Origin of the sequence: Streptomyces sp. NPDC020299 (genome assembly GCF_044387825.1) — a bacterium.
Taxonomy (GTDB): Bacteria; Actinomycetota; Actinomycetes; order Streptomycetales; family Streptomycetaceae; genus Streptomyces.
Genome location: NZ_JBIRWL010000008.1, coordinates 140993 through 155015 on the forward strand (window position 1 = coordinate 140993; position 14023 = coordinate 155015).

At 74.1% G+C, this 14023-nt stretch carries 15 protein-coding genes; 7 read left to right on the forward strand and 8 right to left on the reverse strand.

Going from position 1 to position 14023, the window contains the following annotated elements; all coding sequences use genetic code 11:
* Positions 1–85 precede the first annotated feature (85 nt).
* Both ACH45E_RS21650 and ACH45E_RS21655 read right to left on the reverse strand, forming a co-directional pair.
* Complete coding sequence (locus tag ACH45E_RS21650) at positions 86–967, reverse strand: YegS/Rv2252/BmrU family lipid kinase (RefSeq protein ID WP_361445311.1); 882 nt, start codon at positions 965–967, stop codon at positions 86–88.
* Between the two features lie 51 nt (positions 968–1018).
* Entirely contained in the window at positions 1019–2614 is a 1596-nt protein-coding gene (locus tag ACH45E_RS21655) for an FAD-binding oxidoreductase (protein ID WP_361445314.1), read from the reverse strand.
* 48 nt (positions 2615–2662) lie between these two features.
* Between ACH45E_RS21655 and ACH45E_RS21660 the strand changes: the two genes are divergently transcribed.
* The 6 genes from ACH45E_RS21660 (at position 2663) to ACH45E_RS21685 (ending at position 7467) form a co-directional block, all read left to right on the forward strand.
* Positions 2663–3262: a TetR/AcrR family transcriptional regulator gene (locus ACH45E_RS21660; protein WP_361445317.1), complete on the forward strand. Its 600-nt coding sequence runs from the start codon at positions 2663–2665 to the stop codon at positions 3260–3262.
* Positions 3259–4851 (forward strand): glycerol-3-phosphate dehydrogenase/oxidase, encoded by a 1593-nt coding sequence (locus tag ACH45E_RS21665; RefSeq protein ID WP_361445320.1) that lies wholly within the window; start codon positions 3259–3261, stop codon positions 4849–4851. Before ACH45E_RS21660 ends, ACH45E_RS21665 begins: the two co-directional genes overlap by 4 nt.
* An 83-nt stretch (positions 4852–4934) precedes the next feature.
* Complete coding sequence (locus ACH45E_RS21670; protein WP_361445323.1) at positions 4935–5096, forward strand: hypothetical protein; 162 nt, start codon at positions 4935–4937, stop codon at positions 5094–5096.
* 3 nt (positions 5097–5099) lie between these two features.
* On the forward strand, positions 5100–5375 hold the full coding sequence (locus tag ACH45E_RS21675; RefSeq protein ID WP_361445326.1) for a DUF4190 domain-containing protein: 276 nt from the start codon (positions 5100–5102) through the stop codon (positions 5373–5375).
* A gap of 112 nt (positions 5376–5487) precedes the next feature.
* Positions 5488–5985, forward strand: a complete 498-nt coding sequence (locus ACH45E_RS21680) for a MarR family transcriptional regulator (protein ID WP_361445329.1) — start codon at positions 5488–5490, stop codon at positions 5983–5985.
* A 195-nt stretch (positions 5986–6180) separates the two neighbouring features.
* Positions 6181–7467: a M48 family metallopeptidase gene (locus ACH45E_RS21685; protein ID WP_361445331.1), complete on the forward strand. Its 1287-nt coding sequence runs from the start codon at positions 6181–6183 to the stop codon at positions 7465–7467.
* A 36-nt stretch (positions 7468–7503) separates the two neighbouring features.
* Here ACH45E_RS21685 and ACH45E_RS21690 read toward each other — a convergent pair whose 3' ends face one another.
* The 6 genes from ACH45E_RS21690 to ACH45E_RS21715 form a co-directional block, all read right to left on the reverse strand.
* Positions 7504–9237 carry a SpoIIE family protein phosphatase gene (locus ACH45E_RS21690; RefSeq protein ID WP_361445334.1) on the reverse strand — a complete coding sequence of 578 codons (1734 nt, stop codon included), beginning with the start codon at positions 9235–9237 and terminating at the stop codon, positions 7504–7506.
* Positions 9234–10295 (reverse strand): SpoIIE family protein phosphatase, encoded by a 1062-nt coding sequence (locus ACH45E_RS21695; RefSeq protein ID WP_361445337.1) that lies wholly within the window; start codon positions 10293–10295, stop codon positions 9234–9236. The genes ACH45E_RS21690 and ACH45E_RS21695 overlap by 4 nt, the downstream gene beginning before the upstream one ends.
* A complete protein-coding gene (locus tag ACH45E_RS21700; RefSeq protein ID WP_361445844.1) occupies positions 10292–10711 on the reverse strand; it encodes an ATP-binding protein in 420 nt (139 codons plus the stop codon). The genes ACH45E_RS21695 and ACH45E_RS21700 overlap by 4 nt, the downstream gene beginning before the upstream one ends.
* A gap of 26 nt (positions 10712–10737) precedes the next feature.
* Positions 10738–11151 (reverse strand): STAS domain-containing protein, encoded by a 414-nt coding sequence (locus ACH45E_RS21705; protein WP_361445340.1) that lies wholly within the window; start codon positions 11149–11151, stop codon positions 10738–10740.
* Entirely contained in the window at positions 11148–12041 is an 894-nt protein-coding gene (locus ACH45E_RS21710; RefSeq protein ID WP_361445343.1) for an STAS domain-containing protein, read from the reverse strand. The genes ACH45E_RS21705 and ACH45E_RS21710 overlap by 4 nt, the downstream gene beginning before the upstream one ends.
* A gap of 156 nt (positions 12042–12197) precedes the next feature.
* Positions 12198–13358: a PP2C family protein-serine/threonine phosphatase gene (locus tag ACH45E_RS21715; RefSeq protein ID WP_361445346.1), complete on the reverse strand. Its 1161-nt coding sequence runs from the start codon at positions 13356–13358 to the stop codon at positions 12198–12200.
* Positions 13359–13502: 144 nt separating this feature from the next.
* On the opposite strand from ACH45E_RS21715, the gene ACH45E_RS21720 reads away from it, so the two are divergent.
* On the forward strand, positions 13503–13988 hold the full coding sequence (locus ACH45E_RS21720; protein ID WP_361445349.1) for a MarR family transcriptional regulator: 486 nt from the start codon (positions 13503–13505) through the stop codon (positions 13986–13988).
* Positions 13989–14023 lie beyond the last annotated feature (35 nt).

Consider the following 14023-nt stretch of genomic DNA (forward strand, 5'->3'; position numbering starts at 1 on the left):
CGGAGAGCACCCAGGGCCCGCTCGAACGCGCGACCGAGCCCATTTCCGGCAGACCTGAGGCCTCAGCCTCAACACCTTCCGGCCGTCAGTACAGCATCTTCAGCGCGCCGGGCAGTACTTTCGCCGTGACGGGCAGGACCGCCTCGACCTCTCCGTCGGCGCCGTAGGGCACCTCGCGGTCGGCTTCGATGCGGATCTCCCGGCCGCGCAGGATGTGGACCTCGGGCCGTTCGACGTGGGCGCCGGAGGCCAGTTCGTTCATCAGGGTGAAGAACAGCCGGCGGGGTGCCTCGCGGATCATCACGATCTCGAGCAGGCCGTCGTCCACGCGGGCGGCGGGGGCGATCATGCGTCCGGAGCCGTAGTAGGGGGAGTTGGCGGCGACGACGGTGTAGCCGCGGTGTACGTGGGGCCGGCCGTCGACGGTGACCCGGTAGTTCACCGGGCGCCAGGTGGTCACGGCCCGCAGACCGCCCGCGTAGTAGGAGGCGGCGCCGCGAAGCAGCCGGGCGTGGTTGGCGTGGCGGTTGGCCAGGGCGTCGACCCCCGCGTACACACTGCCCAGCACGACGGTCCCGGCGTGGACGGCCGACCGTAGTTCGATGGTGTCCACCGCTCGTGGTTCTCGCTCGAGCAGGAGCCGGGCGAGGGCCTCGGGATCGGCGGGCAGGCCCAGGGCCCTGGCGAAGTCGTTGCCCCGCCCGGCCGGGACGAGGCCGAGCACGGAGCCGGTGCCGCTCAACGCGCCGCCGATGCCGCCGGCGATGCCGTCGCCGCCGACCGCCAGCACCACCCGTCCCCGTTCCCCCGCTCGGCGGGCGATGTCCTGGGCGTGCGCCAGGCTGCGGCTGTACTCCGTCTCCAGTTCCGCCCCGGCCTCCCGGAGCACGTGGGCCACCCGGAGCAGGGCGGCCGCCGCGCCCGCTGAGCCCGCGGTGGGGTTGACGACGGCGGTGAACTGTCGCATGGGGTGCGCCTCCGGGGCGGGTCGTGTGCTGAGCGGGTGGGGCGGACCGGGTCAGTCCGTGGGCAGCAGGACGCCGGGGTTGAGGATGTGGCCGGGGTCCAGGCGCTGTTTGACGGCCCGGAGGGCGCCGACGCCCAGGGGGCCGGCCTCGCGGACGTACCAGTCCCGGTGGTCGGTGCCCACGCCGTGGTGGTGGCTGATCGTGCCGCCCGCGGCGAGGATCGCCTCGCCCGCCGCCCGCTTGGCCGGGGCCCAGTGGGCGACCGGGTCGTCGCCCTGGGCGGAGACGACGGTGAAGTACAGCGAGGCGCCGTTCTCGTAGACGTGCGAGATGTGGCACATGACCAGGGGTGGGGTGCCGGCGTCGGTGAGCGCGGTGGTCAGCGCGGTGCGGACGGCGGTGTACAACTCGGGGACACGCGACCAGAAGGCGGCGGTCTCCAGCGTTTCCGCGAAGGCTCCCGCGTCGAGCAGGGAGTCCCGCAGATACGGCGCGGAGTAGCGGCCGTGCGCCCAGCGTACGCCCGGCTCCGTACCGGCGTACGTGCCGCCGCACTCGCGCAGGACGGCGGCGCCCCGCTCTCGGCGCCGGGCGGTGTCCTCCTCGGTGCCCTCGTAGCCGACGATCGCCAGACATCCGGCGTCGGCCGGTGCCCCCTCGGCGCCGATCGCGTCGGGCTGGGCGAGGCCGATCAGGGTCTCGGTCTCGTCGGACAGGCGCAGCACCGTGGGGCGCGGGCCGTCCTGGGCGAGCCGCCGCAGCGCGGTGGAGCCCTCCTCGAAGGAGGCGAAGCGCCAGCCCTCGTACCGGCGGACGGCCGGCCGGGGGCGTACCCGGAGGGTGACGGAGGTGATGACGCCGAACGCGCCCTCGGAGCCGAGGATCAGCTGGCGCAGGTCGGGTCCGGCGGCGGAGCGGGGAGCGCGGCCGGTCTCGAGGGTGCCCTCGGGGGTGGCGAGGGTGAGGCCGAGCACCATCTCGTCGAAGCGCCCGTACCCGGCGGAGGCCTGTCCACTGGAGCGGGCTGCGGCGAACCCGCCGATGGTGGCCCACTCGTAGGACTGCGGGAAGTGCCCCAGCGTGAAGCCGTGTTCGGCCAGGAGTGCCTCGGCCTGGGGTGCGCGCAGGCCGGGTTGCAGGCGCGCGGTGCGGGAAACGGGGTCGACGGCGAGCAGCCGGTTCATGCGGCGCAGGTCCAGGGCGACGAACGGTTCTCGCCTTTCGGGGGCGAGGCCGCCGACGACGGAGGTGCCGCCACCGAACGGGACGGCGGCGAGGCCGTGCTCGGCGCACGCGCGCAGGACGGCGAGTACGTCGTCGTGCCCGGCGGGGAGGACGACGGCCGCGGGTACGTCGCTCACGTCCCCGGCGCGGATCCGCAGCAGGTCGGGGGTGGACTTGCCCCGGGTGTGCCGGATGCGGGTCTCCGCGTCCGTACGGACGTGCTCGTCGCCGCCCACGGCCGCGGACAGCGCCTGGCGGGCGGCGTCGTCGAGCGGTGCGGCGGGTACGGCGATGTCCTCCAGCCGAAGCGGTTCGTCCGGGCGCGGCTTGACGCCCAGCAGGTCGCGCAGCAGCCCGGTCACCGTCTCGGGCAGCGGTGCCGCCTCGGCCGGGTCGCCCCAGCCACTCCACAGCATGTCCATGACGGTTCGTCCTCATCACTCGCTTCCGGGGGCGTTACACTGTGACACATGACGCCTATTCGTCACAACGACCAGGACAGTGATCCGGTGCTCGACGCGGTGCGCGACTGCGTGCTGGCCGTCGGTGTCCGTCGTACGACCCTGACCGACGTGGCCCGCCGGGCAGGTGTCTCGCGGATGACGCTCTACCGGCGCTGGCCCGATGTCCGTTCCCTCGTGGGGGACTTGATGACACGCGAGTGGGTCGGCGTGGCCACCCGCGCCATGCCGGATCCCCGGCCGGACCGGTCCGCGCGTGACCTGGTCGTCGAGGGACTGGTGGACGGAGTGGCGGCCTTCCGCGCCCACCCGCTCTTCCGCAAGATCATCGACGTCGACCCGGAACTTCTCCTGCCGTATGTGCTGGACCGCCGCGGCGCCAGCCAGGACGCCCTGCTCGAGCTGCTGGGCGGCGCCCTGCGCGACGGGCACGCCGACGGTTCGGTGCGGGCCTGCCACCCGCAACTACAGGCCCGCTCCGTGCTGTTGACCGTCCAGTCCTTCACCCTGTCGCTGCGGACCATGACCGACGAGGACGACCCGGACCTGACCACCGCCGCCTTCCTCGCGGAGCTGCGGACCATCCTGGAGAGGACCCTCACGCCATGAGCCCCACCAGCAGCTCGTCCCTGTCCGCCGGCCGCCGCTCACGTGAGCTGGCCGAGACCGCCGGCGGCCCGGTGGTGGACGTCCTGGTGGTCGGCCTCGGTGCCACCGGCGCCGGAGCCGCTCTGGACGCCGCGGCCCGCGGACTCTCGGTCGTCGCCGTGGACGCCCACGACCTCGCCTTCGGCACCTCGCGCTGGAGTTCGAAGCTCATCCACGGCGGCCTGCGCTATCTGGCGTCCGCGCAGCTCGACGTGGCCCACGAGAGCGCCGTGGAACGGGGTGTGCTGATGCAGCGCACCGCGCCGCACCTGGTCCGGGCGCAGCCGTTCGTGCTGCCGCTCACTCCCCTGGTCTCGCGCGGCCAGGCCGCCCTCGCCCAGGCCGGTTTCCGGGCCGGCGACACCCTGCGTCTGGTGGCCCGCACGGCCCGTGCCACCCTGCCCGCGCCCCGCCGGCTGTCCGCGGTGGAGACCCGTCACCTGGCCCCGGCGCTGCGTACCGACGGCCTGCGCGGCGGCCTGCTGTCCTGGGACGGCCGGCTCACCGACGACGCCCGTCTGGTGACCGCGCTCGCCCGCACGGCGGCCGCCCACGGCGCACGCGTCCTGACCCGGGTCCGGGTGCTCGGGCTGTCCGCCGGCGGCGCCCGCGTCCGTGACGAACTCACCGGCGAGGAGGGCGAGATCAGGGCCCGCGCGGTGATCAACGCCTCCGGCGTGTGGGCGGGCGACCTGGTCGACGGCATCCGGATCCGGCCGTCCCGGGGCACCCACCTGGTGCTGCGCGCCGAGCGGCTCGGCCCCCTGCCGGCGGGGCTGCACATCCCGGTCCCCGGCGAGACCAACCGCTTCGTGCTCGTCCTGCCGCAGGGCGACGGCCGGGTGTACGTCGGTCTCACCGACGAACCCGTCGACGGTCCCGTCCCGGACGTCCCTGAGGTGCCGGAGACGGACATCGGCTTCCTGCTCGACGTACTCGGCTCCGTCCTTCACGCTCCGGTCCACCGCGCCGACGTCGTGGGCGCCTTCGCGGGTCTGCGCCCCCTGCTGGACACCGCGCCGGACCGGTCGGGCGGGGCGGAGGCGGCCAGGACCGCCGACATCTCCCGGCGGCACGCGGTACTGACCTCCCCTCAGGGCGTCGTCACGGTGGTCGGGGGCAAGCTCACCACGTACCGGCGGATGGCCGAGGACGCCGTCGACGCCGCCGTCTCGGCCCGCCGGCTGCCGGCCGGGCCCTCCCCCACCGCCGCCCTCCCCCTCGTCGGAGCCGCGGCGCCGTCGCGGCTGGGCACGCTGCCCGCGCCCCGGCGCCTGGTCCGGCGCTACGGCACCGAGGCCGTGGCGGTGCACGCCCTGGCCTCCGAGGATCGCCGGCTGGCCGAACCCGTCGTACCCGGTCATCCCGTCACCGGCGCCGAACTGCTGTGGGCCGCACGCCACGAGGGCGCGCTGGACACGGCGGACCTGCTCGACCGGCGCACCCGTATCGGCCTCGTCCCCGAGGACCGCGCCGCGGCGCTGGACGCCGCCCGACGGATTCTGGACGACGCCCGGGCCCACCTGAGTGACGGGGCCGATCGGGGGTAACCCGCGATGTCATGAACGCGTTGAGCAAACGGACGAGGAAGCGTCAGCCCCTTTCCGCCGGCCCGGCCGGAGCGAGGTAGCCCGTGCTCTTCCTGGTCGCCGCCCTGCTTCTGCTGGGCATCGTCGTGGGGGCCGCCGCGTACCTCCCCTGGCCCGTCACGGTCGTCCTGGGCACGCTGATCGCCGTCTGGCTGCTGGTCTTCGCGGCACGGGAACGGCGCCGCCGCGGGACGAGGGGGGCGTAGCCGATGCGGCTGACCGCACCTCCCTCGCGCCGGACGGGCCGGCGGGACACCGAGGGCATGGCCGTGGCCTCCTTCGTCCTCGGGCTCGTCGGCCTGCTCGTCCTCAACATCGTCCTCGGCCCGATCGCGATCGTGCTGGCCGTGATCGCGCTGCGCCGCGACACCCCGCGCCGGTTCCGGGCGCTGCTCGGTCTCGGTCTGGGCATCGCGGACCTCGTGGTCCTCGCCGTGCTGACGGCCGTGCACGGTACGGCGTCCTGGGGCTTCTGGGGCGGATAGACGCTCCCCGGCGCCGGGCCCCCTCGCCCGACGGCTTGCTCCGCCGCTCGTCGGGTAGGGCGAGGGGGTGAGGTGACACCCGTACGGCACGGAGCTGAGGGAAAGTGATGTCGTGACCCATCCCGGCGGGCCCGGCGAGGAGCGGGCAAAGGGGCCGGGCGACGGCCCGGAGGCCATCGCCCTGGAGATCTCCGACGCCGTGGAGAACCTGACGACCCTGTGGTCGCTCGCCGCTCAGGACGCGGCTCTGCGCCTGTCCCTGCACCAGTTGCGCGCGCTGCGGGCCCTCGAGGCGGCGCCGGGCGTCAACCTGACCGCTCTGGCGCAACGGCTGGACATAGGGATGCCGACCGCCAGCCGGCTGTGCGACCGGCTGGAGGCGGCCGGACTGCTCGAACGCGAACTGCATCCGCGCAGGCGACGCGAGGTCCGGCTGAGCCTCACCGCCCACGGGCGGCACGCCCTGCGCGATGTCGCGGCCCGCCGCGAACAGGCCCTGGCGGCGGCCCTGGCAGCGATGCACCCCGCCGAACGCACCGCGCTGCGGCGCGGCTTGAAGGCCTTCCTCACGAGCCGGGCCCCCGGGCGGCCCCGGCGGAGCGAGCCCTAGCGCCACCGCTTCAGGCGGTTGCACACCGCCCGGCGGTGCCGCGCCCCGGTGAGGGGGGCCGGACGGTTGCGGCGGGATCACGGTTCGCCCCCTACTGACGGCCGCGCCTTCACCGCGGCCCCGCCGTGTGATCAGATCGGCCCGTACCAGCAGGTAGCGGCTCGGGGAGGAGCCGCGAAGGAGGGGGAGACCGTGATGCCCGACATCGTCAGAGAGACGACACAGCCGTGCCCGGAATGCGGCACGGAGATCCGTGGCGACAGCCGGTTCACCGTGTGGTGCGCCGCCTGCGACTGGAACGTGAACCCCGAGGAGCCACGGCCGGACACGGGGTGGCTGGACCGGGCCGAGCGCGCCCTGGCCCGGCGACATGGCGAGCAGCTGCTCGCCGAGATGCTGAGCGGGCGGGAACTGCGCCCGAGGCGCGACGCCTCGGCGGTGACCGCCACCGCGCTCGCCCTGACCGTGCACGGCATCACCCTCGCGCTCGCCGCCGTCGGCGTCTGGTGCGTGGTGGCGGGCTGGGGCGGCCCCGGCGTGGTGGCGGGTCTGGTGTTCTTGGTCCTGGCCTGGGGGCTCGCCCCGAGGGTGAGCCGCCTGCCCGACGACGTACCCGTGCTGTTACGGTCCGACGCGCCCGAACTCTTCGCCCTGGTGGACGAGGTGGCGCGGGCGGTCGGCACCCGGAGCGTGCACGCGATCGCCGTGGACGGGGACATCAACGCCAGCGTCACGACGTACGGTGTGCGCGGCCGGCGGCTGCTGACGCTGGGCATGCCGCTGTGGGAGGTCCTCACGCCCGGGGAGCGGATCGCGCTGCTCGGCCACGAGCTGGGCCACTACGCCAACAGCGACACGCGCAACGGCCTGGTGGTGGGCACGGCGCTGCGGACCCTGTCCCTCTGGTACCACACCCTCCGGCCGATCGCGCACCCGACCGTGATCGAGATGGCCGTCAACGCCGTCTACGTGGTGCCACGCCTGCTGGTCCGGGGACTGCTGGTGCTGCTCGTCCGGCTGACGTCGCAGGGCAGGACGCGGGCCGAGTACCTCGCCGACCGGCTGGCCGCCCGCACCGCTTCCACGCAGGCGGCGGTGGGCCTCATGGACCGGTTGCTCATCATCGAGTCGGTCGGCGTCCTGCTGCGCACCGAGGCCAACCGTGCCGCCCTCGGCGGATCGAGGTCCGCCCGCCAGGCCGCGGCCCGGGCCGACGAGCTGTGGGAGCTGCTCACCGCGTACACGGCGTCCGTCCCGGAGCACGAGTACGAACGCCAGCGGCGCGCCGGAGCCCGGCGCGGGCACCAGGTCGACGCCACCCACCCGCCGACCCATCTGCGGCGCGCCTGCCTGCTCGTCGGGGAGCCCATGGCGGCGGCGGTGGTGCCGCAGGCCCGCCGGACCGAGCGGATCGCCGCGGAACTCGCCGCGGCCCGCACCCAGGTGGCCCGGCGCCTGCTGCGCGACGGCGTCGGGGGCTGAGCCCGCACGGGCAGCGCGCGGGCCGCCCCTGCCGCGTCACAGGCCCTGGCCCGCTTCGGGCGCGGTGCGGCACAGCAGGAAGCAGATGTCGTCGTCGCGTTCGGAGTCGTGCAGCATCGGTTTGAGCAGTGAGTCGGCGCAGGCGTCGAGGTCCTCCAGTTCCGCCGGGCCCAGTGCGGCCAGGGCGTGGGCGAGGCGGTCGATGCCCGGATCGATTCCCTGCGCCCGGCGCTCGACCAGTCCGTCGGTGTAGAGGGCGACGGTGGAGCCGGGCCCGACGCGGACGACGTGGTCCTCGTACTCGTAGGCGAGGGGCACCCCGAGCATGATGCCCGGCTTGGTGTCCAGCACCCGTACCTCGCCGTCGGGCGAGCGCACCACGGCCGGCGGGTGCCCGGCGGCGGCCCAGACGACCTCTGGGTCGCCGGGCCGGAACCGGGCGATGACGGCGGTGGCGTACAGCTCGGGCTGCTGGTGGCGGAGCATGTGGTGCAGCCGGGTCAGGATCCGGGCGGGGCTGTCGCCCTCGACGGCGTAGGCGCGCAGCGCGGTGCGCAGTTGGCCCATGATCACCGCGGCGCGCAGTCCGTGCCCGGTGACGTCCCCTATGACGGCGAGCACGCTGCCGTCGGGCTGGGGGAAGGCGTCGTACCAGTCGCCGCCGATGTTGAGGCCGTGGGTGGCGGGCAGATAGCGCGCGGCCAGGAACAGCCCCTCGGTGGCGGGGAGTTCGGTGAGCTGCGCGCGCTGGAGGGCCTCGGCGGTGTCCCGGTGCTGTTCGTAGCGGCGGGCGTTGTCCAGGGCGGTGGCCAGGCGCCGGGCCAGTTCCAGGAGCATGACGCAGGTGTCCGGGTCGAAACGGGGACCGGGCGCGGTCAGCGTCAGCACGCCCAGGACGCCGCGCGCGGTGAGCGGTACGCACAGCAGCGGCCGGTCCGGGGAGAGCACGGAGGGCGGGTGGTCCTCGACGCCGGGGAGGTCGCCGGGGTGGTCGGCGGCGTGCTGGGGACGGCCGGTACGGGCGGCGGTGACGGCGGCGGCCGGCCGCCCGCCGTTGTGGGGTGGCTGGTCCTCGTCGAAGATCCAGATGTCGGCGTCGTCGGCGTACTCGGGGACGAGGAGCCGGGGCAGCCGCCGCAGGATGTCCTCGTGGTCGAGCGAGGTGGTCACGACGGCGCTGGCGGTGGTCAGGAAGGTCAGCAGGCGCCGCGCGTTCTCCGCCGCGGTCCGCGCGGTCCGTTCCGCGTCGAGGAGTTCCCGCTGGGCGCGGGAGGCGGCGTCGAGTTCCGCGTGCAGGGCCAGGACGCCCTGGTTCGTCTGGTGGAGTTCCTCGCGGTGGAAGCGGACCAGTTCCTCCAGCTCGTCGAGCCTGTCGAGCGCGGCCGCGGTGTCCTCGTCGGCGGCCAGGAGGGCTTCGGCGAGCTCCGTGCCGTCCGGGCCGGCCGGGTGACCGGGCGCGGACGGCCGCAGGGGAAGGGGGCAGGTCAGTGTGAACTGCCAGGGCGGTGTCGCCTCCGCCGTCCGGCCGGCCGTACGTACGTCCACCTGTATCCGCCGGTCCGGGTCCCCGGCGGCCTGCTCGGCGGTGACGACGAGTTCCGCCCCGCCCTGGACGAGGCACTGCCGCAGCCGGTCGGTGAGGGCCGTCAGGAAGCGGGCGCGTTCGAGGGCGGGCACGCCGGTGGCCGCCGCGAGACGTGCGGCGGCGGCGCGGGCACGGGCCGCGTCGGACACGGATGCGATGTGCCAGACATCGGAGGCTGTGGTCATGGATTGCGGGTCCGGCGGTCGGGGGCGAGTACGGCCACACTGGTGTCGTCGCGTACGGGTCGGGCGGGGCTGCTGGCGTCCCGCAGGATGACCGCGGCGACCACCGCCGGGTCGTGGGTGAGGAGCCGGGGGTCGTCGGGTGGTGTCCAGCGGCTGGGCAGTCCGTCGCTGTGCAGGACGAGCAGACTGTCCTGGTGCCATGGCACCCGCCGCAGGGGCACGCCGGCCGGGAAGTGGGCGCCGACGATGCCGGGATGGGAGACGAGCGGCTGCCAGCTGCCTCCGTCGTGCAGCCGGGCACCGATGTTGCCCACGCCGGCGAAGCGGAGTTCCCCGGCGTCCTCGTCCAGTTGGGCCACCGCGACCGCCGCGCCCCGGGTGCGCCGCAGGGCGGTGTGCAGGTGCCGCAGGAGTTCGGCGGGCGGCAGGTGTGCCGTGCGGCGCAGCTCGTCGACCGCGGTGGCCGATGCCTCGGCGGCCTTGACGCCGTGGCCGAGCCCGTCGGCGAGCATCAGGGTCGTACGGGATCCGGAGCGCACCCAGCTCCAGGCGTCCCCGGAGTGTTCGGCCCGGGCGAGGGGCACGTTGATGCCCCCGGCCCTGGTACGGGGCCCGCTGCCCGCCCGCCGGCCGGTGGACCGCCCGTCGATGCGGGCCGTCACCACGGTTCCGCGGCCGTGTGCGCTGTGCAGGTCGAAGGCGCTGGACATGCGCAGGCAGGTGCCCAGGCCCGCGCCGAGCGAGGTGTCGACGGTGGTGTAGCCGTCGCGCAGGGCGGCCCCGACGTCGGCGATGCCGGGCCCGTGGTCGAGGGCGAAGAGCTGCACCGACGGTCCCCGGGCGCCGTCGTCGGCCGGCGGCGGCTCGACGAGGTTGATCAGCACCCGGCCGCCGCCCGCGTGTTTGAGCAGGTTGGTCGCCAGCTCCGTGGCGGCCAGCGCCGCGACCGCCGTGCGGTGCGCGTCGAGGCGGGCGTGCGCGCCGGCCTCCTCGGCCGCGACCCGGACGTCCCGTACCCGGGTGGAGTCGTGCACCGGGATGTCCCACACCCGGCTCATCCCGGCTCCGGGCGGGAGGCGGGCACGCCGGCGACCCAGGCGATGACGGTGACGGTGGTGCCCCGGCCCGGCTCGGTGTCGACAGTCAGCTCGTGCACCAGCCGCTTGGCTCCGCTCAGCCCGAGGCCCAGGCCGCCGCCGGTGGTGTAACCGTCGGTCATCGCCAGTTCCAGGTCCGGGATGCCGGGGCCGTTGTCGGTGAAGGACAGCCTGAGGCCGCGCGCGCGTCCGCTCTCCAGGGGCATGATCTCCGTCTGTCCCCCGCCGCCGTGGACGAGGGTGTTGCGGGCGAGTTCGCTGGCGGCGGTGACCAGTTTCGTCTGCTGCACCAGGCCGAAGCCGAGGTCGGCCGCCGTCTGGCGCACCTGCTGCCGTACCCAGGACAGATCCGCGTCCGAGCCGATGGGCAGCGTCATGGCCGCGGCGGGGCGGGAGGCCGGCGTCACGTGCCTCCCTTCCTTGCGTCGGCGGAGTTTCTCGACACGGGTACGGGCTGCCCGAGCAGCTCCATCGCGCGTTCGACGTCGAGGGCGGTGGTCAGCCCGGGCAGGGTGAGCCCCAGTTCGACCAGCGTGATCGCCACGGCGGGCCGCATCCCGGCCAGTACCGTGCGGGCCGCCAGCAGCCGGGTGATGGAGGCGATCTCGGCGAATATCCGGCCGAGGAAGGAGTCGACCATGTCCACACCGGAGACGTCGATCACCACACCGCTCGCGCTGCTGCGGGCGATCCGTTCCGTGATGTCCTGCTGGAGCTGCTCGGCCATCCCGTCGTGCAACTCCCCCTGGAGGCTCACCAGCAGAATGTCGCCCAGTGCCAGCACCGGGACCGGGGGACCGGGGTGTGCACCGCTCACCGTGCGCTCACTCCGGCGTCCGTGCTCGGGGAGATCTGGATGCCCTGCCGGCCGAGCGCGTAGGCCAGGGCGTCGGCGAGGGAGGCGCGGGTGAGCACCGAACCCAGGTCGATGCCGAGGTGCACGATGGTCTGCGCGATCGCGGGACGGATGCCGGAGACGATGCACTCGGCGCCCATCAGCCGGGCCGCGGCCACCGTCTTCATCAGGTGCTGGGCGACGAGCGAGTCGACCGTGGAGACGCCGGTGATGTCGAGGATGGCGTACCGGGCGCGCTGGTCGACGATCGCCTCCAGCAGGCTCTCCATGACCACCTGGCTGCGGGCGCTGTCCAGCATGCCTATGAGGGGCACGGCGACGACGCCCTCCCACAGCTGGATCACGGGGGTGGCCACTTCGAGCAGTTGCTGCCGCTGGCGTGAGATCAGTTCCTCGCCCGCGCTGAGGGCGGTCTCCATCACGACCAGGCGCAGGGTGTCCAGCAGCACGGTCAGGGTGAGCAGGCTCTCGGTGGCCTCGGGCCCGGACGGTTCGGTGAACTCGGCGCGCAGCAGCTCCAGGGACGGGCGGCGCAGACCGGCGACCTCGTTGGCGATGTGCGCGGGGCTGTATCCGGCGCGGGTCAAGGACCCCGACATCCGGCCGAGCTGGTCGCGCACCTGGTCGAAGCCGGTCGCCGTGACGTCCTCCGGCCTTCCGGCATGGGCCACCTCGGACAGGGCGTCCACCACGGCCCTGCCCGCCTCCACCGCCTCGTCCCGGGATACGGTGAAGACCGTACGGAACAGGGTGGCGTCCGCCCAGCGCTGGGCGATCTGCTCGCGGCGCCGCTCCAGGAAGTCGCCCACCTGGCGTGCCGTCGGCTCGTCCGCCGCATGCTGGTCCGACACTTACATCGTCTCCCTACTGCACCGGCCCGGTGTCCGCCGGTCGTCGTCCGCTCGCCCTGGCCGATTATTGCCTTATGACAAACATTAGCGCTGCGCGTACGGCGTGACCAACACGCGATCTTCACGGCCGCGCAGCCTCTCCTGTTGCTCTGCCCGTCAGCGCCCGCGCCAGTCCAGACAGACCACCAAAGCGTCATCAAGGGGCACGCTCCGGCCGCGGTGGCCGGACAGTTCGCGCAGGACGGCGCGCGGGACCTCGGCGGCGGGCAGCAGTCGCGTGGCCGTGATGGCCCGTGCCAGGGCGCTGTCCCCGTAGGCCTCTCCGCCCGGCGAGGCGACCGCGTGGACGCCGTCGCTGACGAAGACCAGGCGGTCGCCGGGCTCGACCCGGAACTCCTGTGCCACGTAGTCGGTCTCCTCGAACATACCGAGCGGCAACTGGGCGTCGAGAGGGACGCGTTCCACGCTGCCGCCGCGCAGCCGCAGCATGTGCGGAGAGCCCGCGTCGACCACCCGGGCACGTCCGGTGGCGAGCTCGAAGTCGAGCATGAGCACGGAGAGGTAGCAGCGGCCCCGGTAGTGGGCGTAGACGGCCTGGTCGGCCAGGGCCGCCTGGTCGGCGATCGGGATGCCGGCCCGCCGCGCGTTGCGCAGGGCGTTGATGGCCAGGTTCGTCAGCAGGGCGGCCTCGATGCCCTCCCCCATGCCGTTGGTGACGTACAGCGTGAGGTGGTCCGCCGTCGCCGACCAGTCGAAGTTGTCCCCGAAGATGGCGTACGCCGGTTCCAGCTGCGCGCCGAGTTCGTACTCGGGGCGCGCGCAGGCACGCCCCGGCAGCAGCTGCCACTGCATCTCGGCGGCGAGGGTGAGCCGGTCCTTGCGCCGCGCCTGGAGGTACAGGTCGGTGTCCCGTTCGGCCACGATCACCTCGTGGCCGAGCACCTCCGCGACGTCCGCCAGCTCGTCCAGGCAGTCGCGCGCGTGTGCCTCGTCCGCAAGGGTCACCGACAGCACGCCCAGCCGGTCGCCCCGTACGGTGACCGGCAGGTGCAGGCGTGCCCGGCCGTCGTGGACGGTCTCCACGTACGGCTCCTGGGCGCCGAAGGCGCGGCCGGCCGGGCTGTTGTGCACCGGGACCGGCTCGGGGTGGCACGGCGGCGCGGACACCGGCTGGAGCACGGTCCGGCCGTAGTCGGCCATGAGCAGCTCGACGGACTCCGCCGCGTACTGTTCCGTCAGTACGCGGCGGGCGGCGTCGATCAGGGCGTGGGGTGCCGCTCCGCGCAGAGCGCGCTCGGCGGCCACGAATCTGTTCACGATGGTAAACGCACCAATCCTTCACCGAACACTTACAGGCCTCGTTCCCCGTAAAGGGCCGTTCAGTTCCGCCGGACGACGATTCGGACGCCTCCGGCCGGGCGGTCCTAGTAGGCTGACGGCCGTCCCGGTGTCTGCGAGAGTGTGACAGTGACTGCCTTCCGTCCCCGTCCGGAGCCCGCCGAGGTCGCGCGGGTGACCGCGACGGCCGCGGAACTGCTGGAGGTCCTGTGGGGCCGGGCGTCGACCGCGCCCGCGTCGGCCTCGCAACTGCGGGTCCTGCTCATCCTGGAACACCAGGAGGGCATCAACCTGCGCACGCTCGCGGACTCCCTCGCCTCCACGCCGCCCTCGACCAGCCGTCTGTGCGACCGACTGGAGGCCGCGGGCCTCGTCCGGCGGGTGACGAGCCCGGCCGACCGGCGCGAGGTACGCCTGCACCTCAGCGGCCGGGGCCGTGCCTTCCTCGCCGATCTGCGGACGCGCCGGGAGAGCACCCTGGAGGCGGTACTGGAACTCATGCCCGCCGCCAAGCGGACCGCGCTGCTGGAGGGGCTGGAGGCGTTCTGCGACGCGGCCGCCGCGCAGATACACGACGAAGCCCAGGGCCCCGGCAGCCGGACCGCCTGAACCACGGACCGCGGCATCGAGCACGGAGCGGCGTG

Coding starts and splice junctions, on each gene's coding strand:
- ACH45E_RS21695 (WP_361445337.1), bottom strand. CDS start 10,295: ATGAGCCGGGTGTGGGACATCCCGGTGCACGACTCCACCCGGGTACGG.
- ACH45E_RS21700 (WP_361445844.1), bottom strand. CDS start 10,711: ATGACGCTGCCCATCGGCTCGGACGCGGATCTGTCCTGGGTACGGCAG.
- ACH45E_RS21690 (WP_361445334.1), bottom strand. CDS start 9,237: ATGACCACAGCCTCCGATGTCTGGCACATCGCATCCGTGTCCGACGCG.
- ACH45E_RS21685 (WP_361445331.1), top strand. CDS start 6,181: ATGCCCGACATCGTCAGAGAGACGACACAGCCGTGCCCGGAATGCGGC.
- ACH45E_RS21665 (WP_361445320.1), top strand. CDS start 3,259: ATGAGCCCCACCAGCAGCTCGTCCCTGTCCGCCGGCCGCCGCTCACGT.
- ACH45E_RS21650 (WP_361445311.1), bottom strand. CDS start 967: ATGCGACAGTTCACCGCCGTCGTCAACCCCACCGCGGGCTCAGCGGGC.
- ACH45E_RS21655 (WP_361445314.1), bottom strand. CDS start 2,614: ATGGACATGCTGTGGAGTGGCTGGGGCGACCCGGCCGAGGCGGCACCG.
- ACH45E_RS21660 (WP_361445317.1), top strand. CDS start 2,663: ATGACGCCTATTCGTCACAACGACCAGGACAGTGATCCGGTGCTCGAC.
- ACH45E_RS21675 (WP_361445326.1), top strand. CDS start 5,100: ATGCGGCTGACCGCACCTCCCTCGCGCCGGACGGGCCGGCGGGACACC.